Annotated in this window: 34 protein-coding genes; 1 reads left to right on the top strand and 33 read right to left on the bottom strand. The window is 57.8% G+C overall.

All coding sequences use genetic code 11. From position 1 onward, the window contains the following. Positions 1 to 120 precede the first annotated feature (120 nt). The 31 genes from ACP15U_RS10190 to rpsL form a co-directional block, all read right to left on the bottom strand. Entirely contained in the window at positions 121 to 762 is a 642-nt protein-coding gene (locus ACP15U_RS10190) for an adenylate kinase (protein WP_425045040.1), read from the bottom strand. After that, entirely contained in the window at positions 759 to 2,126 is a 1,368-nt protein-coding gene (gene secY, locus ACP15U_RS10185; RefSeq protein ID WP_425045039.1) for a preprotein translocase subunit SecY, read from the bottom strand. Before secY ends, ACP15U_RS10190 begins: the two co-directional genes overlap by 4 nt. A gap of 110 nt (positions 2,127 to 2,236) precedes the next feature. Continuing rightward, the gene (gene rplO / locus ACP15U_RS10180; RefSeq protein ID WP_425045038.1) at positions 2,237 to 2,710 is read right to left on the bottom strand and encodes a 50S ribosomal protein L15; all 474 of its coding nucleotides are present in this window, start codon (positions 2,708 to 2,710) and stop codon (positions 2,237 to 2,239) included. A gap of 214 nt (positions 2,711 to 2,924) precedes the next feature. Further along, on the bottom strand, positions 2,925 to 3,134 hold the full coding sequence (locus ACP15U_RS10175) for a hypothetical protein (protein ID WP_425045037.1): 210 nt from the start codon (positions 3,132 to 3,134) through the stop codon (positions 2,925 to 2,927). Between the two features lie 214 nt (positions 3,135 to 3,348). Beyond that, a complete protein-coding gene (gene rpmD, locus ACP15U_RS10170) occupies positions 3,349 to 3,537 on the bottom strand; it encodes a 50S ribosomal protein L30 (RefSeq protein ID WP_008559881.1) in 189 nt (62 codons plus the stop codon). A gap of 12 nt (positions 3,538 to 3,549) precedes the next feature. Beyond that, the gene (rpsE, locus tag ACP15U_RS10165) at positions 3,550 to 4,119 is read right to left on the bottom strand and encodes a 30S ribosomal protein S5 (RefSeq protein WP_425045036.1); all 570 of its coding nucleotides are present in this window, start codon (positions 4,117 to 4,119) and stop codon (positions 3,550 to 3,552) included. 151 nt (positions 4,120 to 4,270) lie between these two features. Further along, the gene (gene rplR / locus ACP15U_RS10160; protein WP_425045035.1) at positions 4,271 to 4,630 is read right to left on the bottom strand and encodes a 50S ribosomal protein L18; all 360 of its coding nucleotides are present in this window, start codon (positions 4,628 to 4,630) and stop codon (positions 4,271 to 4,273) included. A gap of 11 nt (positions 4,631 to 4,641) precedes the next feature. Continuing rightward, positions 4,642 to 5,175: a 50S ribosomal protein L6 gene (rplF, locus tag ACP15U_RS10155; RefSeq protein ID WP_425045034.1), complete on the bottom strand. Its 534-nt coding sequence runs from the start codon at positions 5,173 to 5,175 to the stop codon at positions 4,642 to 4,644. Positions 5,176 to 5,186: 11 nt separating this feature from the next. Then, positions 5,187 to 5,579, bottom strand: coding sequence for a 30S ribosomal protein S8 (gene rpsH, locus ACP15U_RS10150; RefSeq protein WP_425045033.1), 393 nt, complete (start codon positions 5,577 to 5,579; stop codon positions 5,187 to 5,189). A 13-nt stretch (positions 5,580 to 5,592) separates the two neighbouring features. Next, positions 5,593 to 5,898, bottom strand: a complete 306-nt coding sequence (gene rpsN / locus ACP15U_RS10145) for a 30S ribosomal protein S14 (RefSeq protein ID WP_425045032.1) — start codon at positions 5,896 to 5,898, stop codon at positions 5,593 to 5,595. A gap of 18 nt (positions 5,899 to 5,916) precedes the next feature. Next, the gene (rplE, locus tag ACP15U_RS10140; RefSeq protein WP_425045031.1) at positions 5,917 to 6,480 is read right to left on the bottom strand and encodes a 50S ribosomal protein L5; all 564 of its coding nucleotides are present in this window, start codon (positions 6,478 to 6,480) and stop codon (positions 5,917 to 5,919) included. After that, positions 6,473 to 6,784 carry a 50S ribosomal protein L24 gene (gene rplX / locus ACP15U_RS10135; protein ID WP_425045030.1) on the bottom strand — a complete coding sequence of 104 codons (312 nt, stop codon included), beginning with the start codon at positions 6,782 to 6,784 and terminating at the stop codon, positions 6,473 to 6,475. The genes rplE and rplX overlap by 8 nt, the downstream gene beginning before the upstream one ends. Positions 6,785 to 6,786: 2 nt before the next feature. Then, entirely contained in the window at positions 6,787 to 7,155 is a 369-nt protein-coding gene (rplN, locus tag ACP15U_RS10130; protein WP_039523372.1) for a 50S ribosomal protein L14, read from the bottom strand. A 76-nt stretch (positions 7,156 to 7,231) separates the two neighbouring features. Next, positions 7,232 to 7,462, bottom strand: a complete 231-nt coding sequence (rpsQ, locus tag ACP15U_RS10125; protein ID WP_024088546.1) for a 30S ribosomal protein S17 — start codon at positions 7,460 to 7,462, stop codon at positions 7,232 to 7,234. 4 nt (positions 7,463 to 7,466) lie between these two features. Then, complete coding sequence (gene rpmC / locus ACP15U_RS10120; RefSeq protein WP_010437082.1) at positions 7,467 to 7,673, bottom strand: 50S ribosomal protein L29; 207 nt, start codon at positions 7,671 to 7,673, stop codon at positions 7,467 to 7,469. A gap of 212 nt (positions 7,674 to 7,885) precedes the next feature. Then, the gene (locus ACP15U_RS10115; RefSeq protein ID WP_425045029.1) at positions 7,886 to 8,506 is read right to left on the bottom strand and encodes a 2OG-Fe(II) oxygenase family protein; all 621 of its coding nucleotides are present in this window, start codon (positions 8,504 to 8,506) and stop codon (positions 7,886 to 7,888) included. 134 nt (positions 8,507 to 8,640) lie between these two features. After that, positions 8,641 to 9,054, bottom strand: a complete 414-nt coding sequence (gene rplP / locus ACP15U_RS10110) for a 50S ribosomal protein L16 (RefSeq protein ID WP_425045028.1) — start codon at positions 9,052 to 9,054, stop codon at positions 8,641 to 8,643. Positions 9,055 to 9,066: 12 nt separating this feature from the next. Continuing rightward, complete coding sequence (gene rpsC, locus ACP15U_RS10105) at positions 9,067 to 9,774, bottom strand: 30S ribosomal protein S3 (RefSeq protein WP_425045027.1); 708 nt, start codon at positions 9,772 to 9,774, stop codon at positions 9,067 to 9,069. Continuing rightward, positions 9,774 to 10,154: a 50S ribosomal protein L22 gene (rplV, locus tag ACP15U_RS10100; protein WP_425045026.1), complete on the bottom strand. Its 381-nt coding sequence runs from the start codon at positions 10,152 to 10,154 to the stop codon at positions 9,774 to 9,776. Before rplV ends, rpsC begins: the two co-directional genes overlap by 1 nt. 3 nt (positions 10,155 to 10,157) lie before the next feature. Beyond that, entirely contained in the window at positions 10,158 to 10,436 is a 279-nt protein-coding gene (rpsS, locus tag ACP15U_RS10095; RefSeq protein WP_425045025.1) for a 30S ribosomal protein S19, read from the bottom strand. Between the two features lie 3 nt (positions 10,437 to 10,439). After that, on the bottom strand, positions 10,440 to 11,282 hold the full coding sequence (gene rplB, locus ACP15U_RS10090) for a 50S ribosomal protein L2 (RefSeq protein WP_425045024.1): 843 nt from the start codon (positions 11,280 to 11,282) through the stop codon (positions 10,440 to 10,442). 304 nt (positions 11,283 to 11,586) lie between these two features. After that, positions 11,587 to 12,342, bottom strand: a complete 756-nt coding sequence (locus ACP15U_RS10085) for a nuclear transport factor 2 family protein (protein WP_425045023.1) — start codon at positions 12,340 to 12,342, stop codon at positions 11,587 to 11,589. Between the two features lie 117 nt (positions 12,343 to 12,459). After that, the gene (locus ACP15U_RS10080; protein WP_425045022.1) at positions 12,460 to 12,756 is read right to left on the bottom strand and encodes a 50S ribosomal protein L23; all 297 of its coding nucleotides are present in this window, start codon (positions 12,754 to 12,756) and stop codon (positions 12,460 to 12,462) included. Beyond that, complete coding sequence (rplD, locus tag ACP15U_RS10075; protein ID WP_425045021.1) at positions 12,753 to 13,370, bottom strand: 50S ribosomal protein L4; 618 nt, start codon at positions 13,368 to 13,370, stop codon at positions 12,753 to 12,755. The genes ACP15U_RS10080 and rplD overlap by 4 nt, the downstream gene beginning before the upstream one ends. Further along, positions 13,367 to 14,092, bottom strand: a complete 726-nt coding sequence (gene rplC / locus ACP15U_RS10070) for a 50S ribosomal protein L3 (RefSeq protein WP_425045020.1) — start codon at positions 14,090 to 14,092, stop codon at positions 13,367 to 13,369. Before rplC ends, rplD begins: the two co-directional genes overlap by 4 nt. An 18-nt stretch (positions 14,093 to 14,110) precedes the next feature. Further along, entirely contained in the window at positions 14,111 to 14,425 is a 315-nt protein-coding gene (rpsJ, locus tag ACP15U_RS10065; RefSeq protein ID WP_008756422.1) for a 30S ribosomal protein S10, read from the bottom strand. A gap of 174 nt (positions 14,426 to 14,599) precedes the next feature. Next, a complete protein-coding gene (locus ACP15U_RS10060; RefSeq protein ID WP_425045019.1) occupies positions 14,600 to 15,013 on the bottom strand; it encodes a hypothetical protein in 414 nt (137 codons plus the stop codon). Positions 15,014 to 15,324: 311 nt separating this feature from the next. Then, positions 15,325 to 16,500 carry an elongation factor Tu gene (tuf, locus tag ACP15U_RS10055; protein WP_425045001.1) on the bottom strand — a complete coding sequence of 392 codons (1,176 nt, stop codon included), beginning with the start codon at positions 16,498 to 16,500 and terminating at the stop codon, positions 15,325 to 15,327. Between the two features lie 61 nt (positions 16,501 to 16,561). Further along, complete coding sequence (gene fusA / locus ACP15U_RS10050) at positions 16,562 to 18,679, bottom strand: elongation factor G (RefSeq protein ID WP_425045018.1); 2,118 nt, start codon at positions 18,677 to 18,679, stop codon at positions 16,562 to 16,564. 21 nt (positions 18,680 to 18,700) lie between these two features. Continuing rightward, positions 18,701 to 19,171, bottom strand: a complete 471-nt coding sequence (gene rpsG / locus ACP15U_RS10045) for a 30S ribosomal protein S7 (protein ID WP_425045017.1) — start codon at positions 19,169 to 19,171, stop codon at positions 18,701 to 18,703. Positions 19,172 to 19,186: 15 nt separating this feature from the next. Continuing rightward, positions 19,187 to 19,558 carry a 30S ribosomal protein S12 gene (gene rpsL, locus ACP15U_RS10040; RefSeq protein ID WP_005621086.1) on the bottom strand — a complete coding sequence of 124 codons (372 nt, stop codon included), beginning with the start codon at positions 19,556 to 19,558 and terminating at the stop codon, positions 19,187 to 19,189. Positions 19,559 to 19,957: 399 nt separating this feature from the next. Between rpsL and ACP15U_RS10035 the strand changes: the two genes are divergently transcribed. After that, positions 19,958 to 20,767 (top strand): putative rhamnosyl transferase, encoded by an 810-nt coding sequence (locus ACP15U_RS10035; protein ID WP_425045016.1) that lies wholly within the window; start codon positions 19,958 to 19,960, stop codon positions 20,765 to 20,767. Here ACP15U_RS10035 and ACP15U_RS10030 read toward each other — a convergent pair. Both ACP15U_RS10030 and rpoC read right to left on the bottom strand, forming a co-directional pair. Continuing rightward, positions 20,759 to 21,667, bottom strand: coding sequence for a DMT family transporter (locus ACP15U_RS10030; protein WP_425045015.1), 909 nt, complete (start codon positions 21,665 to 21,667; stop codon positions 20,759 to 20,761). The genes ACP15U_RS10035 and ACP15U_RS10030 overlap by 9 nt on opposite strands. Before the next feature lie 195 nt (positions 21,668 to 21,862). After that, the gene (gene rpoC, locus ACP15U_RS10025; protein WP_425045014.1) at positions 21,863 to 26,107 is read right to left on the bottom strand and encodes a DNA-directed RNA polymerase subunit beta'; all 4,245 of its coding nucleotides are present in this window, start codon (positions 26,105 to 26,107) and stop codon (positions 21,863 to 21,865) included. Between the last annotated feature and the right edge of the window lie 7 nt (positions 26,108 to 26,114).

The following is a 26,114-nucleotide window of genomic DNA, read 5'->3' as shown; positions in this document are numbered from 1 at the left end:
GAGGGTCCAGCATTTTCTGAGGTGCTCACGCGGGCAAACGAATCTGCCCGCAGGAATCATGTCCCTAAGGGATGGGGGTGGGTAGAGGCTTTTTGCGGGGCCGTCAACCCCTGCCCAACGCTACCCGAGAATAGCTTCGACCGAAGCGGTGACCTCGGTGATGTCGGACATGCCGTTTACCGGGCGAAGGTCACCCTTGGCATAATAGTATCCGATCAACGGAGAGGTCTTCTTGTAGTATTCCATCAGCCGGGTGCGCAGGCTTTCCGCATTGTCATCTGCGCGCCGCACCATCTCGGTGCCACCGCAGTTGTCGCAAACGCCTTCCTTGGTCGTCGGCTTGGTCTGGTCGTGATAGACCTCGCCACAGGTGCCACAGGTGAACCGGCCAGAAATTCGCGCGACAAGTGCTTCGTCATCGACACGGATTTCAATAACCGTGTGGAGCGACTGGCCCAGCTTGGCAAGCAAGGCGGCCAAGGCATCAGCCTGTGCAAGCGTGCGGGGGAAGCCGTCGAAAATGAAGCCTGCGCCTGCCTGAGAGGTCAGCTGTTCTTCGATCAGGCCTATCACAATCTCATCGGTCACGAGCTTGCCGGAATCCATGATCTCGGCAACTTTCTTCCCCATCTCGGTTCCGCTGGTCCGTGCTGCACGCAGCATGTCGCCGGTGCTGAGCTGGATCATGCCGCGGGTGTCGACAAGATGCCGAGCCTGGGTGCCTTTGCCCGCACCCGGCGGGCCCAACAGAATGATGTTCATCGACGAGACGGGCTCCGTTTACCGCGTTTCTTGCCGCCCTTACCGCGCAGCTGTGACTTCTCGATCAGCCCCTCATATTGGTGCGCAAGAAGATGGCTTTGCACCTGCTGGATTGTATCCATGGTGACCGAGACGATGATCAGTACCGACGTGCCGCCGAAATAGAATGGAATGGCGAACTGACCGCGCAGGATTTCCGGCAGAAGACACACTGCAGCCAGATAGCCGGAGCCCAGAACCAGCACGCGGTTCACAACGTATTCCAGATACTCGGCAGTCTTTTTGCCCGGACGGATACCCGGCACGAAACCGTTCTGGTTCTTCAGGTTGTCCGCCACGTCGTCGGGTTTGAACGAAACGTTGAACGTATAGAAATACGCGAAGAACACGATCATCGCCACGAAGAACAGAAGATACAGCGGCTGACCGGGACCGAAATTGGCGAGCAGCCAGGACATCACGGGTCCAGTGGCAGCGCCCGACGAAAAGGTCGAGATTGTCACCGGCAGAAGCAGCAGCGAGCTGGCGAAGATTGCCGGGATAACACCGGCCGGGTTGACCTTAACCGGCAGGTGGCTGGAGCCACCGTCATAGACCTTCATTCCCACCTGACGGCGCGGATACTGAATATGAATCTTGCGCAGAGCGCGTTCCATGAAGACCACGAACGTGATTGTGGCAACAACCATCAGGATCACCGCGACGATTACGGCCGGGCTCAGAGCACCGGACCGGCCCGAGGCGAAGAATTGGGCCAGAGCCGCAGGAACTTCGGCGATGATACCAACGAAGATAATCAGCGAAATACCGTTGCCGACCCCGCGGGCGGTGATCTGCTCGCCAAGCCACATCAGGAACATTGTGCCACCGACCAGTGTAATCATCGTCGACATGCGGAAGAACATGCCCGGATCGGTTGCGAGATCGCCCGATTCCAGCGAAACGGCGAGGCCATAGGCCTGAACGGTTGCCAGAGCCACGGTGCCGTAGCGGGTATACTGATTGATTTTCTTGCGGCCTTGCTCGCCTTCTTTCTTGAGTTGTTCAAGAGAAGGCACCATCGCCGTCAGCAGTTGCACGATGATCGAGGCCGAGATGTAGGGCATGATCCCAAGGGCAAAGATACCCATACGCCCCAGTGCGCCACCGGTAAACATCGAAACCATGCCACCGATACCCGCACCCGCAGACTCCATGAATTCCCGCAGGGCCGCACCGTCGATCCCGGGCACCGGAATGAAGGTACCAAGGCGGTAAACGATCAGTAGCCCAAGGGTGAACAGGATGCGGTTGCGCAGATCTGTGGCCTTGCCAAGAGCGGACCAACTTGTGTTTGCCGCCATTTGTTCTGCTGCTGATACCATCAATCGGTCTTTCTTATGCAAACACCGCCCGGAACCGTTTTCCGGCTCGGGCGGCATTTCAGGAAAACTTCAGGGTCTATGTAAGCGGGTCGAGGCCCGCTCACAAGCCATTACTCTGCCGCAGCAGCCTGCGTAACCTTCAGAGAACCACCCGCCTTCTCAACTGCCTCCACGGCAGCCTTCGAGGCACCGGTCACTTCAAGGTCGACCTTGGCAGTGATCTCACCTTTGGCAAGAATGCGGACACCGTCCAGTTTACGGCGTACGATGCCGGTTTCGACCAGCACGTCTTCGGTGATCGCGGACTTGGCGTCCAGCTTGCCGGCGTCGACGAACTTCTGGATCAGGCCAAGGTTCACAACGGCAAATGCCTTGCGGTTAGGCTTGTTGAAGCCACGCTTGGGCAGGCGCTGATAGAGCGGCATCTGGCCGCCTTCGTAGCCATTGATCGACACACCCGAACGGGATTTCTGGCCTTTAATACCACGGCCACCCATCTTGCCCTTGCCAGAGCCCGGACCGCGGCCAACGCGGGTGCGTTTCTTGGTGGCGCCAGGATTGTCGCGCAGTTCATGCAGTTTCATTTCGCTTCTCCTTTGCCGGATGTGACCCCCGAAGCGTGTTGGGCCAACCACGGCGTTTCTTGGTTTTGATTCTTGTGACCCGATGAGCCACCGGGAGCGTTTACACCCAAGACAAGTCACGATCAAGAGCCTGAAACGCTGCGAATGTGCTGCCGTCAGCTGCCCACAAAAAAGGGCGCCGCACCGGCGCCCGAAATTCGTTCTGTTGATCGGTTCAGCGGATTGCGCTTCGGGCGAGATCCATCAGGTCTGAACGGTGATACCCGAACTCTTTCAATTCATCATCCGACAGCGATTGCAGCTCGCCAAATGCCTGATCGAAAGACGCCCTGCGGGCGCGGGATGCCCTGAATGCATCATAGGCGGCGCGAACGCGGGCAAGCAGGTTGAAAGTTACCGGAGCGGTTGTGATTACATGTGCCATAGTCGTTTTCTTTCTACTGGCGATGCCGCAAAGCCCCATGCCCTGCGACCGGTTGTTTCTGGCAAATGAACTATGGTCGCGCAGGTTCTCCAACAATGCACAGTTCGGTCTTGCCGCTATGCAGAATCGGCATGGGTTATCTGTCCGGGTCCAAACGGAAAAACGCCCCCGGCTTCCCGGAGGCGTTTCCAAAATTCAGTCAACGAAGCTGCGTTCAGTCGCGCTCTTCGATGATTTCAACGAGATGCGGGATCTTGTTGACCATGCCGCGGACCGAGGGGGTATCCTCGAGCTCACGAGTCTTGTGCATCTTGTTCAGACCCAGACCAACCAGCGTTGCGCGCTGATCTGCGGGGCGACGGATCGGCGAGCCGATCTGCTTGACGACGATGGTTTTTGCCATGGTGGCGTCTCCTTACGCTTCAGCTGCTTCAGCGGCAGGTGCTTCATCCCGCTTGGGCAGGATGTCGGCAACCTTCTTACCACGACGCTGAGCCACAGACCGCGGCGACTGCTCTTTCTGCAGGCCGTTGATGGTGGCGCGGATCATGTTGTAAGGGTTCTGCGAGCCGATCGACTTGGACACAACGTCCTTGACGCCCAGCATTTCGAACACGGCACGCATCGGACCACCTGCGATGATTCCGGTACCTTCCGGGGCGGTCCGCATGACCACTTTGCCGGCGCCGTGACGACCTTCGATGTCGTGATGCAGAGTGCGGCCTTCTTTGAGCTGCACGCGGATCATCTGACGCTTGGCCTGCTCGGTTGCCTTGCGGATGGCCTCGGGCACTTCTTTCGCCTTGCCCTTACCAAAGCCGACACGGCCTTTCTGATCGCCTACGACAACCAGAGCTGCAAAGCCGAAACGCTTACCGCCCTTGACGGTTTTCGACACACGATTGATCGCAACCAGGCGATCTGCAAATTCCGGCGCTTCGTCGCGATCGCGACCACGGCCCCGGCGGTTTTCACGTTCTGCCATTGAGGCATCCCTTTCTCTGATGGCCCCCATTCGTTTTGTTTGGGCGCCGGTTTGTCCAATCCTAGTGCTCCTTCCGGTCGACCCGCCCCGCAAAGCGGACAGGCGCCAGAGCCCGGATCATCGGGGCGGCCCGAGGGCCACCCGCAGGTCCTTAGATCTTCAGCCCGCCTTCACGCGCGGCGTCGGCCAGAGCCTTCACCTTGCCGTGATACAGGAAGCCACCGCGGTCGAAATAAGCCTCGTCGACACCGGCCTTTTTGGCCCGTTCGGCGATAGCCGCGCCCACCTTGGAGGCCGCCTCGACGTTGTTCTTGCCAACCACGCCCAGATCTTTTTCCAGGGACGAGGCCGCTGCCAGAGTCACGCCGCGCACGTCGTCGATCAGCTGCACGGAGATGTTCTTGTTCGAACGGTGCACGCTGAGCCGGGGACGGCCTGCGTTGACTTTGCGGAGCTTGTTCCGAACGCGCAGACGGCGTTTCAGAAACAGTGTGCGTTTGCTGTTTGCCATTGTTAGCGTCCTTACTTCTTCTTGCCTTCTTTGCGGAAGATGTACTCGCCCTTGTACCGGATGCCCTTGCCTTTGTAAGGCTCGGGCTTCCGCCAGGCGCGGATCTCCGCAGCGACTTGACCGACTTTCTGTTCATCGATGCCTTCGACAACGATTTCGGTCTGCTTCGGCGCAGTGACGGTCACGCCTTCGGGCGCAACATAGTCAACGTCGTGGGACAGGCCGAGGTTCAGTTTCAGGGAGTTGCCCTGCATCTGGGCCCGGTAACCCACACCCTGGATCTCCAGCTCTTTCTTGAAGCCTTCGGTCACGCCGGTCACCAGATTGGCGACCATGGTGCGGGACATGCCCCACTGCTGGCGAGCCCGCTTGGACTTGCCGCGCGGATCAATCCTGACCACGTTGTCTTCGACCACGATGGTCACATCGTCGGTTGCAGTGAAGCTGCGGGTGCCCTTGGGACCCTTCACTTCGATGGTCTGGCCCGACACAGCAGCGGAAACGCCGCTGGGCAGCTCGACCGGTTTCTTACCAATACGAGACATTGCAGACCTCCTTAGAAGACGGTGCAGAGCACTTCGCCGCCAACATTGTTGGTGCGAGCGTTCGCGTCCGACATCACACCTTTCGGAGTGCTGACAATCGACACACCCAGACCCTGACGGACCTGCGGAATGTCATTGACGCCCATGTAAACGCGACGACCGGGCTTGGAAACCCGCTTCAGTTCGCGAATGACAGGTGCGCCTTCGTAGTATTTCAGGCTGATCTCGATGGCAGGATGACCGTTGGTTCCGGTCGTCTTTTCATAGCCACGGATGTAGCCCTCGTCCGCCAACACGTCCAGAACCCAACCACGCAGTTTCGAGGCGGGGGTCGATACGGTGCTCTTGCCACGCATCTGAGCGTTGCGGATACGGGTGAGCATATCGCCGATAGGATCGTTCATATCGTTCTCTCCCTTACCAGCTCGATTTCACCATGCCGGGGATCTGGCCATTCGAGCCCAGTTCCCGCAGCGCGATACGCGAAATTTTCAGCTTGCGGTAATACGCATGCGGACGACCGGTCAGCTGACAACGGTTGTGCAGACGTGTAGCCGAGCTGTTGCGCGGCAGTTTCGCCAGTTTCAGACGCGCTTTGAAACGCTCTTCCATCGGCTTGCTTTCGTCATTCGCGATCTCTTTGAGTTCGGCACGCTTTGCGGCATATTTGGCCACCAGGCGCTCGCGCTTCTTCTCGCGTTCGATCATGCTTTTCTTAGCCATGTTCTTTCCTTCCCGCGCTTAGCTGTTGAAGGGCATGTTGAATTGCTTCAACAGCGCCTTTGCTTCAGCGTCGGTATTCGCTGTGGTGGCAATTACGATGTCCAGACCCCATGCCTCGTCGACCTTGTCGAAATCGATTTCGGGGAACACGATGTGCTCTTTCATGCCCATGGCATAGTTGCCACGACCATCAAAAGAAGCACCCGAGACGCCGCGGAAGTCACGTACGCGCGGCAGCGCGATGGTGATCAGGCGATCAAGGAATTCGTACATCCGGTCACCGCGAAGGGTCACCTTGGCACCCATCGGCATGTCCTCGCGAACACGGAAGCCAGCAATCGACTTCTTGGCCTTGGTAACAAGCGCTTTCTGGCCAGCGATGGCGGTCAGGTCTTCCTGAGCCGACTTGGCCTTCTTGCTGTCCTTCACCGCTTCGGCACCACAACCGATGTTCAGAACGATTTTGTCCAGCTTCGGGATCATCATGTCGTTCTTGTAGCCGAACTCTTCTTTCAGAGCTGCGCGGATGGTTTCGACATACTGCGCCTTCAGACGCGGGGTATAGTTTGCGGAATCAAGCATCGATCACGTTCCCCGTGGTCTTGGCGAAACGAACCTTCTTGTCACCTTCCATACGGAAGCCGACGCGGGTTGCCTTGCCGTTCTTGTCCAGCAGAGCAAGGTTCGACAGGTCGACCGGCACGGCCTTGGGCAGGCGGCCACCTTGCGAAGTTTGCGACTGGCGGGTGTGACGGATGGCGACGTTCACGCCATCAACAACAGCTTTGCCGGCCTGCGGGTCTACGGAAGCAATGGTGCCTTCCTTGCCCTTGTCCTTGCCGGCCAGCACGACGACCTTGTCGCCTTTGCGGAGTTTAGCAGCCATGATTACAGCACCTCCGGAGCCAGCGAGATGATTTTCATGAAGTTCTTGCCGCGCAACTCACGAACAACCGGGCCAAAGATACGGGTACCGATCGGCTCGTTGTTGTTGTTGAGGATGACGGCTGCGTTGCGATCAAAACGGATCGCGGTACCGTCTTCGCGGCGGACTTCCTTGGCGGTGCGTACGACGACGGCCTTGCGGACGTCACCTTTTTTCACGCGGCCGCGCGGGATGGCTTCCTTCACCGAGACGACAATGATGTCGCCTACGGAGGCGTATTTACGCTTGGAACCACCCAGGACCTTGATGCACTGAACTCGGCGTGCGCCGGAGTTGTCAGCGACATCCAGATTGGTCTGCATCTGGATCATGTGGTTTCTCCCGACCTGTGGGGGCTGGTCTTGTTAGTTCCCCCAGGGTTTCGACAAATGGAAAAGCTCCGGGGGCTTACGCCTCCAGAACTTCCCAGCGTTTCGTCTTCGATTTCGGCGCGCATTCGATGATGCGTACTGAGTCGCCGACCTTGAAGGCGTTCTTTTCATCGTGAGCCCGGTATTTCTTGGACTTACGGATGGTTTTCTTCAGAACCGGATGCGTAAAGCGGCGCTCGACGGATACGGTTACGGTCTGTGCGTTGGCATCGCTGGTTACGGTGCCGGTAAGGATACGCTTGGGCATAGGATTACTCCTCCGATGCCGCAGCAGCGGCCTTTTCGTTCAGAATGGTTTTCACACGAGCAGCATTGCGGCGAGCCGCTTTGATGCCGGCAGTGTTTTCCAGCTGACCGGTCGCCTGTTGAAAGCGCAGGTTAAAGCTTTCTTTCTTCAGGTTGGCCAGTTCCTCGCGGAGCTGGTCCGGGGTCTTGTCACGCAGTTCTTGGGCGTTCATCGCCTTTTCCTTTGCTCAAAACACCAGAAGGCCCCTTTTCAGGGTCACCTTGGACCTGGTGGATGAATGATAGACATGCGAATCCCCCGACTCGGCCGGGGGAATGCAGGATGCCGCTCTATAGGGGGTTCAAATGGGGGTGGCAAGCGAAAGTTTCCATGAACCCGGCTGGAGCGGATTTCGGGGTTTCGATTTGCATGAGAACCGGGGGTTCAATCCCAACGATAGTTGAAGCTGACACTGATCCGTTCTTCCTCAGCCATATTCATTGGAACCTCGTGGCGTAGCCAGCTTTCCCAGAGCAGGACATCCCCTACTTCAGGCTTCACATAGATAAAGGGTTGTAACTCGCGGCGCGCGCCCTTGCGCCGAACCGGGGCTGCCATCATGCGGCCAGATCGCGGATCCTCAAGCTTTAGGGCGCTGGCGCCCTTGGGCATGGTTACATAGGTCGTGCCCGAGATTACACTATGCGGGTGAATGTGACTGGCGTGCATCCCACCTTCTGGCAAGATGTTGATCCAGAGATCTTCCAGTTTCAGTGCACGGTCGTCGAGATCGAACTCAAGATCTTCGGCAAAAGCGGCAACGTGGCGATCCAGCGACTTCACGAGATCCGCGAAGATCGGAAACCGCCAAGGCAAATCCGTCAGCGACGCATAGCTGGTGTAACCGGGATAACCATTCTGCTCGCACCACTCCTGTCCGGCTTCGTCATCCTCGGCGATAACAAGACAGGAACTTTCCAATTCTTCCGGATCGATCCTCGGATCGAACTCGGAAAGGACAGCATGATACAGGCGGGTTGCGAAAAGTGATTCAATCTGAGGCATGCCGCCCTGATACCCCACCTTTCAGGGCGGGGCGAGAAAGAGTTTCAGAATAAAAGGCCCGGAAACGAAAAGCCCCCGCCGGAGAAACCGGCGAGGGCAATCTTCGATAAGGCGGAGTTGGCACTCCGGCGACCTTACCAGTCTTCGCGAACCACGATACGGGTCTTGATCGGCAGCTTCATCGCGGCAAGGCGCAGAGCCTCACGGGCGATGCCGTCTTCGACGCCGTCGATTTCGAACATGACGCGGCCGGGCTTGACCTTGGCGGCCCAGAAATCCACCGAACCTTTACCTTTACCCATACGGACTTCGGTAGGCTTGGAGGTAACCGGGGTATCCGGGAAGATCCGGATCCAAACGCGGCCCTGACGTTTCATGTGACGGGTCATTGCACGACGTGCGGCTTCGATCTGACGGGCCGTTACGCGCTCCGGCTGGAGCGCCTTGAGGCCGTAGGTGCCGAAGTTCAGGTCGCTTCCGCCTTTTGCCAGGCCTTTGATCCGGCCCTTCTGCATCTTGCGGAATTTTGTACGCTTTGGTTGAAGCATGTCTCTCCCTCCTTAGCGGCGGCCACCGGCGCCACGCGGGGCCGGACCGTCCTGGAGTTCTTGTGCCTTGCGGTCACGTGCCTGAGGATCGTGCTCCATGATCTCACCTTTGAAGATCCAGACCTTGATCCCGATGATCCCGTAGGGCGTCATCGCTTCGGAATGCGCGTAATCGATGTCGGCACGCAGGGTATGCAGAGGCACACGGCCTTCGCGATACCATTCGGTCCGTGCGATTTCAGCACCGCCCAGACGACCAGCGACGTTCACCCGGATACCCAGGGCACCCATGCGCATGGCGTTCTGCACGGCACGCTTCATCGCGCGGCGGAAGGAAACACGACGTTCCAGCTGCTGAGCAATCGACTCTGCAACCAGCTGCGAATCCAGCTCGGGCTTGCGAACCTCGACGATGTTGAGGTGCAGTTCCGAGTCTGTCATTGCTGCCAGCTTCTTGCGGAGCACTTCGATGTCAGCGCCTTTCTTGCCGATGATCACGCCCGGGCGCGCTGTGTGAATGGTCACACGGCACTTCTTGTGCGGACGTTCGATGATCACGCGGGCGATGCCGGCCTGCTTGCATTCTTCCTTGACGAACTCGCGGATTTTCAAGTCCTCCAGCAGGAGGTTCCCGTAATCCTTGGTATCAGCGTACCAGCGGCTGTCCCAGGTGCGGTTGATCTGCAGGCGCATGCCGACCGGATTGACTTTATGTCCCATTAGGCTTGCTCCTCTACCTGACGCACCTTGATGGTGATCTCCGAGAACGGCTTCAAAATCTTGCCGAACCGGCCACGGGCCCGCGGACGACCGCGCTTCATGACCATGTTCTTGCCAACCCAGGCTTCGGCGACGATCAGTTCGTCGACGTCCAGGTTGTGATTGTTCTCGGCATTCGCGATGGCGGACTGAAGGCATTTCTTCACGTCCTGCGCTACCCGCTTGTTCGAGAAGGTCAGGTCGTTAAGAGCCTTTTCAACCTTCTGACCACGGATCATAGCAGCCACCAGGTTCAGTTTCTGCGGGCTGGTGCGAAGCATACGGGTCTTGGCCATTGCTTCGTTTTCAGCCACGCGGCGGGGGTTCTTTTCCTTGCCCATGACTTACTTCCGTTTCGCTTTTTTGTCGGCAGCATGCCCGTAATAGGTACGGGTCGGCGAGTATTCACCGAACTTCTGACCGATCATGTCTTCGCTGACCAGCACGGGAACGTGCTTGTGGCCGTTGTACACACCAAATGTCAGACCCACGAACTGGGGCAGAATGGTGGAACGACGCGACCAGATCTTGATGACTTCGTTGCGGCCCGATTCACGTGCAGCTTCGGCTTTCTTAAGCACGTAGCTGTCAACGAAAGGACCTTTCCATACAGAACGAGACATTTGTTAACGCCCCTTCTTCTTGGCGTGCCGCGAGCGGATGATCAGCTTGCTGGACGCTTTGTTCTTGTTGCGAGTGCGTGCACCCTTGGTCGGCTTACCCCACGGCGTAACCGGGTGACGGCCACCAGACGTCCGGCCTTCACCACCACCGTGCGGGTGGTCGATCGGGTTCATGACGACACCACGGACCGACGGACGAACGCCCTTGTGGCGCATACGACCGGCTTTACCGTAGTTCTGGTTCGAGTTGTCCGGGTTCGACACAGCACCTACGGTGGCCATGCATTCCTGACGGACCATGCGCAGTTCGCCCGAGCTCAGGCGGATCTGGGCATAGCCGCCGTCACGACCGACGAACTGGGCATAAGTGCCGGCTGCACGTGCGATCTGACCGCCCTTGCCGGGCTTCATCTCGATGTTGTGCACGATGGTACCGATCGGCATGCCCGAAAACGGCATTGCGTTGCCCGGCTTGATATCGGCCTTGGCAGCGGCGACTACGGTGTCACCAACAGCCAGACGCTGCGGCGCCAGGATGTAGGCGCGCTCGCCGTCGTCATATTTGACCAGTGCGATGAATGCGGTCCGGTTCGGGTCGTATTCGATCCGTTCGACGGTTGCCGCTACATCAAATTTGTTCCGTTTGAAGTCAACGATCCGGTAGAGACGCTTTGCGCCACCGCCACGGCGGCGAGAGGTGATCCGTCCGGTGTTGTTCCGGCCGCCCGATTTGGTCAGACCCTCAGTGAGAGATTTGACCGGACGCCCTTTCCAAAGCTCCGAACGGTCGATCAGCACCAGCCCGCGCTGGCCCGGCGTCGTCGGCTTGTACGACTTGAGTGCCATGCTTTCTGTCTTCCGTTTAGCGTGCAGGTCCTTAGGTTTTTGTCTTTGGACCCGCTATGTGTGAGGCCCCCGTAGGTGCCCAATCTTTAGGGCCCCGAAGGTCCCCGGTTAAATAGCAACCGGCCCCAGAACGAATCTGAGGCCGTGCGACTGGTGCGATATAGCCGGGAAGCGTCACCCTGTCCATATGCAGGCGACTCTTTTTCCAACTTAGCAACGACACGGCGGTTTTGGATGCCGGCTGCCCCAGAGAAGACACCAACTGGCTGGGCTTTTTCACCCAAAGCTCGACCTGATCCAAAGGTCAGAACTTTCCGTTGGTGTTCTTCCATTCTTTGCGAGGAACAATTGTCTCAATCGTGTCCCAGTGCTCGACAATCATTGAATTCTTGACGCGATACAAATCATAGAAACTCGTGTGCACGCCATTCAAGTGACCCTCGCATTGGCACAGCACGAAATTCCCTTCGGCAAGCACCAAGTGCAACTTGTCATACCAAATGGAAAACGCCGCCCCATCGGTCCTGAGCAACATTTTTTCCAATTCACCGATCCCGTCCGCGATCTCCGGGCTGTGCTGAATCAAATCCGACGCGACAAAATCCGTGAGGCGGCTCAGGTTTCGGTCAATCAGAACCTGCTCCACGTAGGTTCGGACAAGTGCGCGATTGGCTTCTGTCTTTTCAAGGTCTTCGATCGTGGTTTCTCCATCCAGCATTGAGCGCCCGGACGGGTTCGGCCCTTGCATAAGCTGGATGTTGTCCCAATGTTCGACGGCCTTATTTCCTTCGAAACGAAACACCTCGAATGCCACTCGCAGGCTGGAGAAGTCGTATTCGTTGTGGGCAAAGGCAAAATCACCGTCCTCGAACACCCGAACGAAAGTCACCTTGGGATCGGTTTTGGACAATCTGGCGAACAAGGTCGCCAGTCCTTCGCTTCCTTCGTGCGTCTGGGGATTGTGCTGAATGTACTTTTCTTCGTTCACAACCGCTGCCGCCGCAGCATCCCCGGATTCGATCCCTTTTAGCAACTTCTGAATCAGATCCCGCTTGGACATACGGTTCCCTCCCCTCGCCAACAGGCCTTACTCGACACGTTGGCCTGACATGTGCCCAAAAGAAAAGCCCCCCGCCTGAAGCGAGGGGCTCTTCGTTGTCTAACGCGAAAGCGGCGATCAGAGTCCGGTGGACACGTCGATCGTGTTGCCTTCTTCGAGGGTCACATAGGCCTTCTTCACGTCTTTGCGCTTGCCCAACTGGCCGCGGAAACGTTTGACCTTACCCTTAGTGATGGTGGTGTTGACCGCCTTGACCTTCACACCAAACAGCGCCTCGACGGCCTCTTTGATCTGGGGTTTGTTCGAGTCGATCGCCACTTCGAAAACAACCGCACCATTTTCGGATGCCATGGTCGATTTCTCGGTGATGATCGGCTTGCGGATCACATCATAGTGTTCTGCTTTAGCGCTCATTTCAGGCGAGCCTCCAGTGCTTCGACACCCGCTTTGGTGATCACCAGAGTGTCACGCTTGAGGATGTCATAGACGTTTGCGCCCATCGACGGCAGGATATCCAGACCTTCGATGTTCTTGGACGCTTTCAGGAACCCTTCGTTCACGGTGGCGCCGTCGATGACCAGAGCGCGCTTCCAGCCCAGGTTTGCAACCTGCTTGGCCAGAGCGGCAGTCTTGCCTTCTGCTTCGGCGTTTTCGATCACGACCAGCTCACCTGCCTTGGCCTTGGCCGACAGGGCGTGCTTGAGGCCCAGCTTACGGAACTTCTTGGTCAGCTCGTGGCCGTGGCTACGCGGGGTCGGGCCCTTGTAGATACCACCCTTGCGGAAGATCGGCGCGTTCCGGTCACCGTGGCGTGCGCCGCCGGTACCCTTCTGGCGATAGATCTTCTTTTTCGAGTAGGACGTTTCCGAACGGGTCTTGACCTTGTGGGTCCCAGCCTGCGCGTTGTTGCGCTGCCAGCGGACCACGCGGTGCAGGATGTCCGCACGCGGCTCCAGACCGAACAGATCTGCGTCGAGCTCGATGTTGCCGGCCTTGGCGCCGTCCAGTTTGATCACATCAAGTTTCATGCTTCACCACCTTCCGCGGCAGCTTCTTCCGCCGGTGCTTCGGTTGCAGCGCCTTTCAGGGCCGCCGGGAACGGCAGGCCTTCGGGGGCTTTCTTCTTGACGGCATCCTTGACGGTTACCCAGCCACCCTTGGAGCCGGGAACGGCGCCCTTGATGAAGACCAGGCCACGATCGGCGTCGGTCTTGACCACTTCGAGGTTCTGAGTGGTCACGCGGGCCGCACCCATGTGGCCAGCCATCTTCTTGCCTTTGAACACCTTGCCGGGATCCTGACACTGACCGGTCGAACCGTGCGAACGGTGCGAAATCGAAACACCGTGCGACGCGCGCAGGCCGCCGAAGTTGTGCCGCTTCATGGCACCGGCGAAACCTTTACCAATCGAGGTTCCGGTCACGTCCACTTTCTGGCCATCCAGAAAATGTTCAGCCGAGATTTCGGCGCCAACGTCGATCAGGCCGTCTTCGGAAACACGAAATTCCACCAGCTTCCGCTTGGGTTCAACTTTCGCGGCTGCGAAATGGCCACGCATCGCCTTCGAGACACGCTTGACCTTGGATGAACCGGCGCCGAGCTGAACAGCAGTATAGCCGTCCTTTTCGGTGGTGCGTTGGGCAACAACCTGCAGGCCGTCCAGCTCAAGAACGGTGACAGGGATCTGCTTGCCGTCTTCCATGAACAGCCGGGTCATGCCGACTTTCTTTGCGAGAATACCAGAGCGCATAATCTATACCCTCCGATCTTACGACTGCAGCTTGATCTCGACGTCCACGCCAGCGGCGAGGTCGAGCTTCATCAGCGCGTCCACGGTCTGGGGGGTCGGATCAACGATGTCGAGCAGACGCTTGTGCGTACGGATCTCGAACTGGTCGCGGGATTTCTTGTCAACGTGAGGTCCACGCAGAACGGTGAACTTCTCGATCTTGTTCGGCAGCGGGATCGGGCCACGGACATTGGCACCAGTGCGCTTGGCAGTGTTGACGATTTCTTGCGTGGACGCATCCAGCACACGATAGTCAAATGCCTTGAGCCGAATACGGATATTTTGGCTTTGCATAGTAACAGCCTTTTGTCAGGCGTTGAGGTTGAGAGGAGGACAGACGCGCATCGCCAACCCTCTTCGAACCCAAAAGGCGGGAATCACCCCGCCCAGACGTTCTTGATGAGAACTCGCGCGTATTAGTGGGGTTGGTGGGGTTTGGCAAGTGGGAATTACACGCTTACACGTTATTCAGAGCATAGCGGCTGCCTCGTCCGGCGAGCATATCTTTAGGTGCTCAAACCCCGACTTCCCTGTGAGCTTTTTCTCGAAGATTTTGTCACTGGTAACGAATACATCTCGCTTGTGGTGTTCATGCGCCCGGATCATTTGCCCATCACACCAAGCGTTGCGCCATTTCTTGCGATATTTGTTCAGTTCGTCATCGGAACATGGAGACACACTTGCAACATACTTCGATGAATTGAAATCAATGTTTGCAAACAATGCCTCGTGAAACTGTCGCTCACTTTCAACCATATTGTCACCTTCTATCAACGCACGATCAAAATAGCTAATGCCCAAGTACGCCATACCCAAGATGTGCGGTATATCGCTGAAGCCTGATTTGGCCAGCCTATCCTCAAAATCTTGATACGATTTCAAGTAGGAGGCACCCTCTTGTTTTCCGAGGCACTAACGGCGACAAAAAGCTGCGTCACAACGCCGTTTTCTATGAACGGCAATTATTGCCAATATTGAACGGCTACCGTCTCGGCTCAACTCCACGTCGATCAAACAGTTTGTGTCAAACGTAAATTTCAGCATCTCTCAACTCAAAAGAAAATGCCACCAGTGTAAGTGATAAGGAAAAGGCCGCCCCGTGTGGGACGGCCTTTCCAATTGTCTCACCGTGTTGCTCTCGGCAGATTTTCCTTTGGAAGATCGCCTGCCGCAACCGGGCGCGCTAGCGCGCCTTACTCGACGATTTTCGACACCACGCCAGCGCCGACGGTGCGGCCACCTTCGCGGATGGCGAAGCGCAGGCCGTTTTCCATGGCGATCGGCGCGATCAGCTCAACGCCAAACGACACGTTGTCGCCCGGCATAACCATCTCGGTGCCTTCGGCCAGGGTCACGGTGCCGGTCACGTCCGTGGTCCGGAAGTAGAACTGTGGACGGTAGTTCGCGAAGAACGGGGTGTGACGGCCGCCCTCTTCCTTGGTCAGGATATAGGCTTCGGCTTCGAACTTGGTGTGCGGTGTAACCGAACCCGGCTTACACAGAACCTGACCACGCTCAACACCGTCACGGTCAACGCCACGCAGCAGCGCGCCGATGTTGTCGCCCGCTTCGCCGCGGTCCAGCAGCTTGCGGAACATTTCCACGCCGGTGCAGGTGGTCTTGGTGGTGTCGCGGATGCCAACGATTTCAATCTCGTCGCCAACATTGATCACGCCACGCTCGACACGACCGGTCACAACGGTGCCGCGGCCCGAGATCGAGAACACGTCTTCGATCGGCATCAGGAACGGCTGGTCAACAGCACGCTCAGGGGTGTCGATGTAGTCATCAACAGCCGCCATCAGTTCCTTGATCTTCTCTTCGCCGATCTCCGGGTTGTTGCCTTCCATCGCCGCCAGAGCCGAACCCGCGATGATCGGGATATCGTCGCCGGGGTAGTCGTAGCTGGACAGCAGTTCGCGAACTTCCATCTCAACCAGTTCCAGAAGCTCTTCGTCGTCAACCTGGTCAACTTTGTTCAGGAACACAACCATCTTCGGGATGCCAACCTGGCGGCCCAGCAGGATGTGCTCGCGGGTCTGCGGCATCGGGCCGTCAGCGGCGTTCACAACCAGAATCGCGCCGTCCATCTGGGCAGCACCGGTGATCATGTTCTTGACGTAGTCGGCGTGGCCGGGGCAGTCGACATGCGCATAGTGGCGGTTGTCGGTCTCATACTCAACATGCGCCGTCGAGATGGTGATGCCGCGCGCCTTCTCTTCCGGCGCACCGTCAATCTGGTCATACGCCTTGAAGTCGCCAAAATACTTGGTGATTGCCGCGGTCAGCGTCGTCTTGCCGTGGTCAACGTGGCCAATCGTGCCAATGTTGACGTGCGGTTTTGTACGCTCAAACTTTTCCTTTGCCATGATGGCCTCCTTTGTCGATCAGGAGGAGCGCGAGTTTCGCGCTCCCCGGATTTATTGTTGATTAGGCGTATTTCGCCTGGATCTCGTCCGAAATGTTCTGCGGAACCGGATCGTAATGGTCGAACTGCATGGTGAACTGGGCACGGCCCGACGACATCGAACGCAGGGTGTTGATGTAGCCGAACATGTTCGCCAACGGCACGAACGCGTTGATTGCGATGGCATTGCCGCGCGGCTCCTGGCCCGACACCTGACCACGACGCGAGGTCAGATCGCCGATGATCCCGCCGGTGTATTCTTCCGGTGTGATCACTTCGACTTTCATGATCGGCTCGAGCAGCTTGGCACCGGCCTTCTTCATGCCTTCGCGCATGCCCATACGGGCAGCAATTTCAAAGGCCAGAACGCTGGAGTCCACGTCATGGAACTTACCGTCGATCAGAGCGACTTTGAAGTCGATCACGGGGAAGCCGGCCAGCGGGCCGCTATCCATGACGGACTTGATGCCTTTTTCGACACCGGGGATGTATTCCTTGGGAACAGCACCACCAACGATGCGGCTCTCGAACGAATAGCCTTCACCGGCTTCAGTCGGCGTGATGATCATCTTGACCTCGGCGAACTGACCCGAACCACCCGACTGCTTCTTGTGGGTGTAGGAGTGTTCGACCTCTTTCGAGATGGTCTCGCGATAGGCAACCTGCGGGGCACCGATGTTGGCCTCGACCTTGAACTCGCGCTTCAGACGATCCACCAGGATGTCCAGGTGAAGTTCGCCCATGCCCTTCATGATGGTCTGACCCGACTCCATGTCGGTCTCCACGCGGAAGGACGGGTCTTCGGCGGCCAGACGGGCCAGACCCTGGGACATTTTCTCCTGGTCACCCTTGGTTTTGGGCTCCACGGCAATCTCGATCACCGGATCCGGGAAGGTCATGGTTTCCAGAACCACCGGCTCCTTAGCATCGCAAAGGGTGTCACCGGTGGTGGTGTCTTTCAGACCCGCCAGCGCGATGATGTCACCTGCAAACGCTTCTTCGATCTCTTCCCGGTTGTTCGAGTGCATCATCATCATACGACCGATGCGCTCTTTCTTGCCTTTGGTCGAGTTCAGGATCGAGTCGCCTTTGTTCATGGTGCCCGAATAGATCCGGGTAAAGGTCAGCGAGCCGACAAAGGGGTCGTTCATGATCTTGAACGCCAGACCTGCAAACGGCATGTCGTCGTCTGCACGGCGAGCGATGTTTCGCTCTTCGGCCTCGTCGCCCGGCGCAAAGCCCATGTAATCCACGACGTCCAGCGGGCTGGGCAGATAGTCGATCACGGCATTGAGCAGCGGCTGAACACCTTTGTTCTTGAAGGCCGAACCACCCAGGACCGGAACGAAGTCCAGCGCCAGCGTGCCCTTGCGCAGCAGTTTGCGCAGGGTTTCGACGTCGGGCTCGTTGCCTTCCAGGTATTCCATCATGGCGTCGTCGTCTTGCTCGACGGCCGCTTCGACCATCTTGCCGCGCCATTCGTCAGCCATGTCCTTGAGGCTGTCGCGGATCGGAGCCTTGATCCAGGACGCACCCAGATCTTCGCCCTGCCACAGCCACTCTTCCATGGTGACCAGGTCAACCAGGCCTTCGAGTTCCGTCTCGGCGCCGATCGGAATGCCGACCGGAACGGCGCGAGCACCGGTGCGGTCTTCGATCATTGCAACGCAGTTGAAGAAGTCGGCGCCGATCTTGTCCATCTTGTTGACGAACACCATGCGCGGAACCTTGTAGCGGTCAGCCTGACGCCACACGGTTTCGGTCTGGGGTTCAACACCGGCGTTTGCGTCCAGAACGCAGACGGCACCGTCGAGCACGGCCAGCGAACGCTCGACTTCGATGGTGAAGTCAACGTGGCCGGGGGTGTCGATGATGTTCAGGCGGTGCTTGGGGGTTTCGGCGGTCTGGCCGTCCTCGGTGCGCTCCCAGAAGGTGGTGGTCGCAGCCGAAGTGATGGTGATACCGCGTTCCTGTTCCTGCTCCATCCAGTCCATGGTGGCTGCACCATCGTGCACCTCACCGATGTTGTGGGATTTGCCGGTATAATACAGGATGCGCTCCGAGCAGGTGGTCTTACCTGCATCGATATGCGCCATGATACCGAAGTTACGGTAATGTTCGAGCGTATATTCGCGTGCCATTGGTCTAAGCCTCTAAGGGGTTTACCAGCGATAGTGCGAGAAGGCCTTGTTGGCCTCTGCCATCTTGTGGGTGTCTTCGCGTTTCTTGACCGCGGTGCCACGGGACTGAACAGCGTCCAGCAGTTCGCCTGCAAGGCGCTCTTCCATGGTATTTTCGTTGCGGCCGCGCGAGGCGGTGATCAGCCAGCGAATGGCCAGAGCTTCGCGGCGCTCAGGACGCACCTCGACAGGAACCTGATAGGTTGCACCACCAACACGGCGCGAGCGAACCTCGACGCTCGGTTTGATGTTGTCGAGAGCTTCGTGGAACACTTCCACGGGAGCCCGCTTGACCTTGTTCTCAACGCGATCGAGCGCGTTGTAGACGATCGTTTCCGCGACCGATTTCTTACCATCGATCATCAGGTTGTTCATGAATTTGGTCAGAACCTTGTCGCCATACTTGGCGTCAGGCAGGACTTCGCGTTTTTCGGCGGCGTGACGACGGGACATCTCAGCCTCTCCTTCTTACTTGGGACGCTTCGCGCCGTACTTCGAACGACGCTGCTTACGGTCTTTGACGCCCTGGGTATCCAGAACACCGCGCAGGATGTGGTAACGCACACCGGGAAGGTCTTTTACACGACCGCCACGGATCAGAACCACCGAGTGCTCCTGCAGGTTGTGGCTTTCACCCGGGATGTACGAAATCACTTCGAACCCGTTGGTCAGGCGCACCTTGGCAACCTTCCGCATGGCCGAGTTCGGCTTCTTCGGTGTGGTGGTATACACGCGGGTGCAAACGCCGCGCTTCTGCGGGCACTGCTCCAGGTGCATGGACTTCGAACGTTTGACTTTCGGCTGCCGCGGCTTGCGGATCAGCTGTTGAATCGTTGGCATTCCGGTTCTTTCCCCGTTTCGCAACTCATGTCTCTGCACGCCGGAGCGTGCGGTTCAATCTTCAGCGCAATGCTTCCGCAAGCGCAAAAACCGCAATCGCTCCCATTCCGAGGTGAGACGACGCGGTGGATTAGCAGAGGATCGGGGCTGCAAAATTGCCCTGGATCTTGACCACTATTCTTCTGAAATCGACTGTCGGAGCGACCTCCGGTTGCCGAGATACGGGCGCGTATAGGGGGAGTCGCCGGAACTGTCAACAGCCTGTCGGGTGGTGGGTGTAAACCGTGCCTTTTCACCGGTACATGATTGCCGCGCTCCGGGCAATCCGATCACCCGGTTCTTGTCGGCCGCGGTACCAAACGCCATAGTCGTCAGACAGGTCAGCAATCGGACGGTTTCATGCAGGTTATCGGGCTCTGCCGGTTCTCCTACCCGGCAATCGGCGGGTTCCAGGTGCAACACGCGACCTCAGGGGAGCGCTCAGCCTATCTCTATCAACCGGCCCGCATGGAAGAAAGGTTTCGGCTGTTTGAGGCTGTGGCTCTGCCTTGCCTGCGTCATCAGACCGACCCCGATTTCACGATGCTTCTTCTTGTGGGCAACGACTTGCCGGCCTCCTACCTTCAACGGCTGGGTGATCTTGTATCTGACTTCCCGCAGATCCAAATCCTTTCCCGCCCTCCCGACGAGCACCGGCCAGTTATGAAAGAGTTGCTGAATGAGGCTCGACATGACATCGCTCGGCCCTGCCTGCAGTTTCGTTTTGATGACGATGATGCAATCTCCGTCGATTTCGTCGAACGGTTGCGACAGGTCGCCCGCGACTGTGCCCCATTATTGGAACAGTCGGGAACCGTCGCCATAGATTTCAACCGTGGCTTCAATGCGCGGTTCGACGCCGGAGGAATCCAAGCATCGGAAGAGGTTGTGCGACCCTACTTCACGGCTGCGCTTGGAATAGCCATTCGGGGAAATTGCAAGCTGTCGGTCATGAACTTTGCTCACCACAAGGTTCATAGGTTCATGCCGACCGTCACGTTCAGTGATTCACCGATGTGGGTGCGCAGCCACAATGGGTTCAACGATTCCCGCCAAGGCGCGGTCAAACCCGTCGAAATGACCCCTGCAACACCAGAGTTGGAAGGCGAGTTTTCGGCCCGATTCGCGATCGAGGCGTCGAAGGTGCGTCAGGTTTTTGCTTCAGCCTGAGATCTGACGCTCCCGGAACAGGGTAAACATGCCGGTGGCGACGACGATCGCGGCACCCGTCATGGTGACAGGGTCTGGCCAGTCGCTGAAGATCAGCCAGCCCAGAAGCAGCGCCCATACAAGGCTGGTGTAGCGGAAGGGTGCAATAAATGAAACTTCCCCCACGCGCATAACCGCAACGCTCAGAAGGTATCCCAGCAGTACAAATCCGGAGGCCGCCAATATCAAAAGCCCCAATCGCGGGGACATCGGCACCCATTCGACGGTTGTCGACGCAAGTCCGGACGCAAGGGTCACGGATACAGCAGTGGCAAGCGTTACGGTCATCGAGGGAACGTGCGGCCCCATTCTGCGGGTGATCAGGTCCCGAAAGGTTACACAGCAAACCGCGCCGAGCGCATATCCCGAATAAAGACTGAACCCCTCGGGACCGGGTCGGACAATCAGCAACATCCCGCAGAATCCAAACCCAATTGCAAGCAACCGACGCCATCCGACCTTTTCGCCGAAAAACAAGGCTGCGCCCAGCGTTACGGTCAGTGGCAACACCTGAAGAACCGCAGTCACATTGGCCAACGGCATGTGCATCAGGGCTGTAAGAAAGAAGTAGGTCGCCCCAACCTCGGACAAGCACCGCAGCCCAATCAGCCCCCAATCACCGCGATCAAATGACACGCGCAGCGCGCCCATATATCGCGCCAGAAGAAACACCCAGGTCGTGGTCAGAGCTCCCCTGATCACGATCAGCTGAAACAGCGGAACCTCCTGCCCCACTAGTTTCACGCACGCATCATTGATGGTGAAGGCCGCCATGCTGCCCATCATCAGAAGCGCACCACGCAAATTCGGAGACAGCCCGCTGCCCGGCCCGGCCATCTGACCGTTGGTCGAGCGGCTCATTCTCTTCTCCATCCTGTTTGGGGTATGAGATATCCCCGAATGGACATTTTTCGTAAGTGTGCCACGCGAGACTTTCAGTGAAATTGATCGGGCTCGGCAAGTCTTGGACAGACAAAACCCGCTTGGCAAGGCATGGACCCAAAAAGAAAAGCCCCGCAGAACCTGCGGGGCTTTTGATCGTCACTTGTAAGCCGTTCAGTCGCGGCTTTCCGGAATGTCGACGAGGTTTTCGAATTCCTCGTCGCCGATGATGTCGCCATCCATGACCGGGGCGGCCAGTGCCGCGGCGGCTTCGGCTTCCTCGCGGCGGGCTTCGATCACGACGTTGTCGCGCTTCTGGGCAAGAGCCCGGACCTGCTGGGTCGCGCCACCGGTGCCGGCCGGGATAAGGCGACCGACAATGACGTTCTCCTTGAGACCAACCAGCTTGTCCTTCTTGCCCTGCACCGATGCTTCGGTGAGCACGCGGGTGGTTTCCTGGAACGATGCTGCCGAGATGAACGAGCGAGTTTGCAACGAGGCCTTGGTGATGCCGAGCAGGATCGGTTCGCCCTGAGCCGGACGACCGCCTTTCGAAAGCGCCTTCTCGTTGGCCTGATCAAATTCCTGCTTGTCGACATGCTCACCCTTGAGCAGCGTGGTATCTCCACTGTCGTGGATTTCCCACTTTTGCAGCATCTGGCGGACGATGACTTCGATGTGCTTGTCGTTGATCTTCACACCTTGCAGGCGATAAACGTCCTGCACTTCGTCAATCATGTAGTCTGCCAAAGCCTCGACACCCATGATCGACAGGATGTCGTGAGGCGCGGGGTTGCCGTCCATGATATAGTCACCCTTTTGCACGAAGTCGCCTTCCTGCACCGGGATGTGCTTGCCCTTGGGCACCATGTACTCGACGGGCTCCAGCGACTCATCCGAAGGCTCGATCGAGATGCGGCGCTTGTTCTTGTAGTCGCGACCAAAGCGTACGTAACCATCGGCTTCGGCAATGATTGCGTGATCCTTGGGGCGACGTGCTTCGAACAGTTCGGCCACACGCGGCAGACCACCGGTGATGTCCTTGGTCTTGGCGCCTTCGCGCGGAATACGCGCAACAACGTCGCCGGCTTTGATCTTTTCGCCGTCTTCGCAAGACAGGATCGCATCCACGGACATCGGATAGTGCACCGGGTTGCCGGCATCATTGCGCACCGGTTCACCGTCTTCGCCAACAAGGATGATCTCTGGCTTGAGATCGTTGCCCTTGGGCGCAGCGCGCCAGTCGATGACGATCTTCTGGGTCATACCGGTTGCATCGTCAGTCTCGTCACGGACTGCGACGCCAGAAACCAGATCGACGTATTTGGCAGTTCCCGACTTCTCGGCGATGATCGGAAGGGTATATGGATCCCATTCGAACAGCTTGTCGCCGCGCGCTACATCCTGACCTTCTTTGACGAAGAGTTTGGAACCGTAGCCCAGCTTGAAGCTGGCGCGTTCCTCGCCCTGCTCGTTGAGGATCAGCAGCTTCATGTTCCGGCCCATCACCATGGTCTCGCCAGCTGCGTTCTCAAGAGTGTTGGCGTTTTCGAAGCTGATCTTGCCTTCCTGACCGGCTTCCTGGAATGACTGCTGACCACCCTGAGCGACGCCGCCAATGTGGAAGGTCCGCATGGTCAGCTGAGTTCCGGGTTCACCAATCGACTGCGCTGCAATGATGCCGACAGCCTCGCCCTGGTTGACCATGGTACCACGCGCAAGGTCGCGGCCATAGCACATGGCACAAACGCCATCCTCGGCTTCACAGGTCAGCGGCGAGCGAATGCGGGTGGACTGAACCGCCGCTTCTTCGATCGCATCAGCCATGCGTTCGTCGATCAACTGGCCGTTGGCCACCACAATCTCGTCGGTACCTGGCTTATAGATATCCTCGGCCGCAACACGGCCTAGAACACGCTCGGCCAGCGAAGCCACAACTTCACCGTCGTTGACGGCTGCCTCGGCAGTGATGGCGCGATCGGTTCCGCAGTCGTTCATACGCACGATGCAGTCCTGCGCCACATCAACCAGACGGCGGGTCAGATAACCCGAGTTCGCCGTTTTCAGAGCGGTATCCGACAGACCCTTACGGGCGCCGTGGGTGGAGTTGAAGTATTCAAGAACGGTCAGACCTTCCTTGAAGTTCGAGATGATCGGGGTCTCGATGATGTCGCCATTCGGCTTCGCCATCAGGCCACGCATCCCGCCCAGCTGTTTCATCTGAGTCACCGAGCCACGCGCACCGGAGTGGGCCATCATGTAGACCGAGTTCGGCTCCTGTTCGGCGCCAGAGTCGTCACGATCGGACGACGAGATGGTGCTCATCATCGCTTCGGTGACACGATCGTTACACTTCGACCATGCATCAACGACCTTGTTGTACTTTTCGCCCTGAGTGATCAGGCCGTCCATGTACTGCTGTTCAAAGTCTTTCACCTGACCGCGAGTTTCGTCGACGATGCCCCACTTGTCGTTGGGGATAACCATGTCATCCTTGCCGAAGGAAATCCCGGCGCGGAACGCTTCGCGGAAACCCATACCCATGATCTGGTCACAGAAGATGACCGACTCCTTCTGACCGCAATAGCGATAGACGGTGTCGATGACCTGCTGGACTTCTTTTTTCCGCAACAAACGGTTGACCAGTTCGAACGGTGCCTTGTTATTCATCGGCAGCAACGCGCCCAGACGCACACGGCCCGGAGTTGTTTCGAACCGCTTCTGAACTTCCAGTCCGTTCTCGTCGATCTGGGTGATCCGGGCGGTGATCTTCGAGTGAAGATGCACTTCGCCTGCATCCAGCGCATGCTGCACTTCTTCGATCGAGCCAAAGATCTTGCCTTCGCCGACCATGCCTTCGCGTTCCAGCGTGAGGTAGTAGAGGCCCAAAATCATATCCTGCGACGGAACGATGATCGGCGAACCGTTTGCTGGCGACAGAACGTTGTTTGTCGACATCATCAGAACACGCGCTTCCAGCTGGGCTTCCAGCGAAAGCGGAACGTGCACAGCCATCTGGTCACCGTCGAAGTCGGCGTTGAAAGCCGAGCAAACCAGCGGGTGCAGCTGGATTGCCTTGCCTTCGATCAGAGTGGGTTCGAAAGCCTGAATCCCCAGCCGGTGCAGCGTGGGCGCGCGGTTCAGAAGAACCGGGTGCTCGCGGATCACTTCGTCAAGAATATCCCAAACTTCGGGACGTTCCTTTTCCACCAGTTTCTTCGCCTGTTTCACGGTGCTGGACAGGCCCTTGGCCTCCAGCCGCGAATAGATGAACGGCTTGAACAGTTCGAGCGCCATCTTCTTGGGCAAGCCACACTGATGCAGCTTGAGTTCCGGTCCGGTCACGATGACCGAACGGCCCGAAAAGTCGACGCGCTTACCCAGAAGGTTCTGGCGGAACCGGCCCTGTTTGCCTTTCAGCATGTCCGAGAGCGATTTCAGCGGACGCTTGTTGGCGCCGGTGATCACGCGGCCACGTCGGCCGTTGTCGAACAGAGCGTCAACGGATTCCTGCAGCATCCGCTTTTCGTTACGGACGATGATGTCAGGTGCACGCAGTTCAATCAGGCGCTTGAGGCGATTGTTCCGATTGATGACCCGGCGATACAGGTCGTTCAGATCCGAAGTCGCGAAACGGCCACCATCCAGCGGCACCAGTGGGCGCAGTTCCGGCGGAATGACTGGAATCACGGTGAGAATCATCCACTCCGGGCGGTTGCCCGACTCGAGAAAGGATTCAACCACCTTCAGGCGCTTGATGATCTTCTTGGGCTTCAGTTCACCGGTGGCTTCCTTCAGGTCGGCCCGCAGCTGTTCCGCCTCGGATTCGAGGTCGATCGCGGCCAACATCTCGCGGATTGCCTCGGCGCCGATATTGGCGGTGAAGGCGTCCATGCCATAGGCGTCCTGTGCGTCCATGAACTCTTCTTCGGTCAGCATCTGGCCATAGGTCAGATCGGTCAGACCGGGCTCGATGACGACATAGTTTTCAAAGTAGAGAACCCGTTCCAGATCACGCAGGGTCATGTCCAGCATCAGGCCGATGCGGGACGGCAGCGATTTCAGGAACCAGATATGTGCAACAGGAGCGGCCAGTTCGATGTGGCCCATACGCTCGCGGCGCACTTTCTGGAGGGTAACTTCAACACCGCATTTTTCGCAAACAACGCCGCGATACTTCATGCGCTTGTATTTACCGCACAGGCATTCGTAGTCCTTGATCGGGCCAAAAATGCGTGCACAGAACAGGCCGTCACGCTCGGGCTTGAACGTACGGTAGTTGATGGTTTCGGGCTTCTTGATCTCACCATAGGACCAAGACAGGATCCGCTCGGGCGACGCCAGCGAGACCTTGATTTCGTCAAAGACCTTTTGCGGGGTCAGCGGGTTGAACGGGTTATTCGTCAGTTCCTGGTTCATTTTGATA

Origin of the sequence: Primorskyibacter sp. S87 (assembly GCF_049801055.1) — a bacterium.
Taxonomy (GTDB): domain Bacteria; phylum Pseudomonadota; class Alphaproteobacteria; order Rhodobacterales; family Rhodobacteraceae; genus JBNAGF01.
The sequence above is the reverse complement of the archived record's forward strand: the minus strand, read 5'-3'. Positions and strand labels throughout refer to the sequence as shown.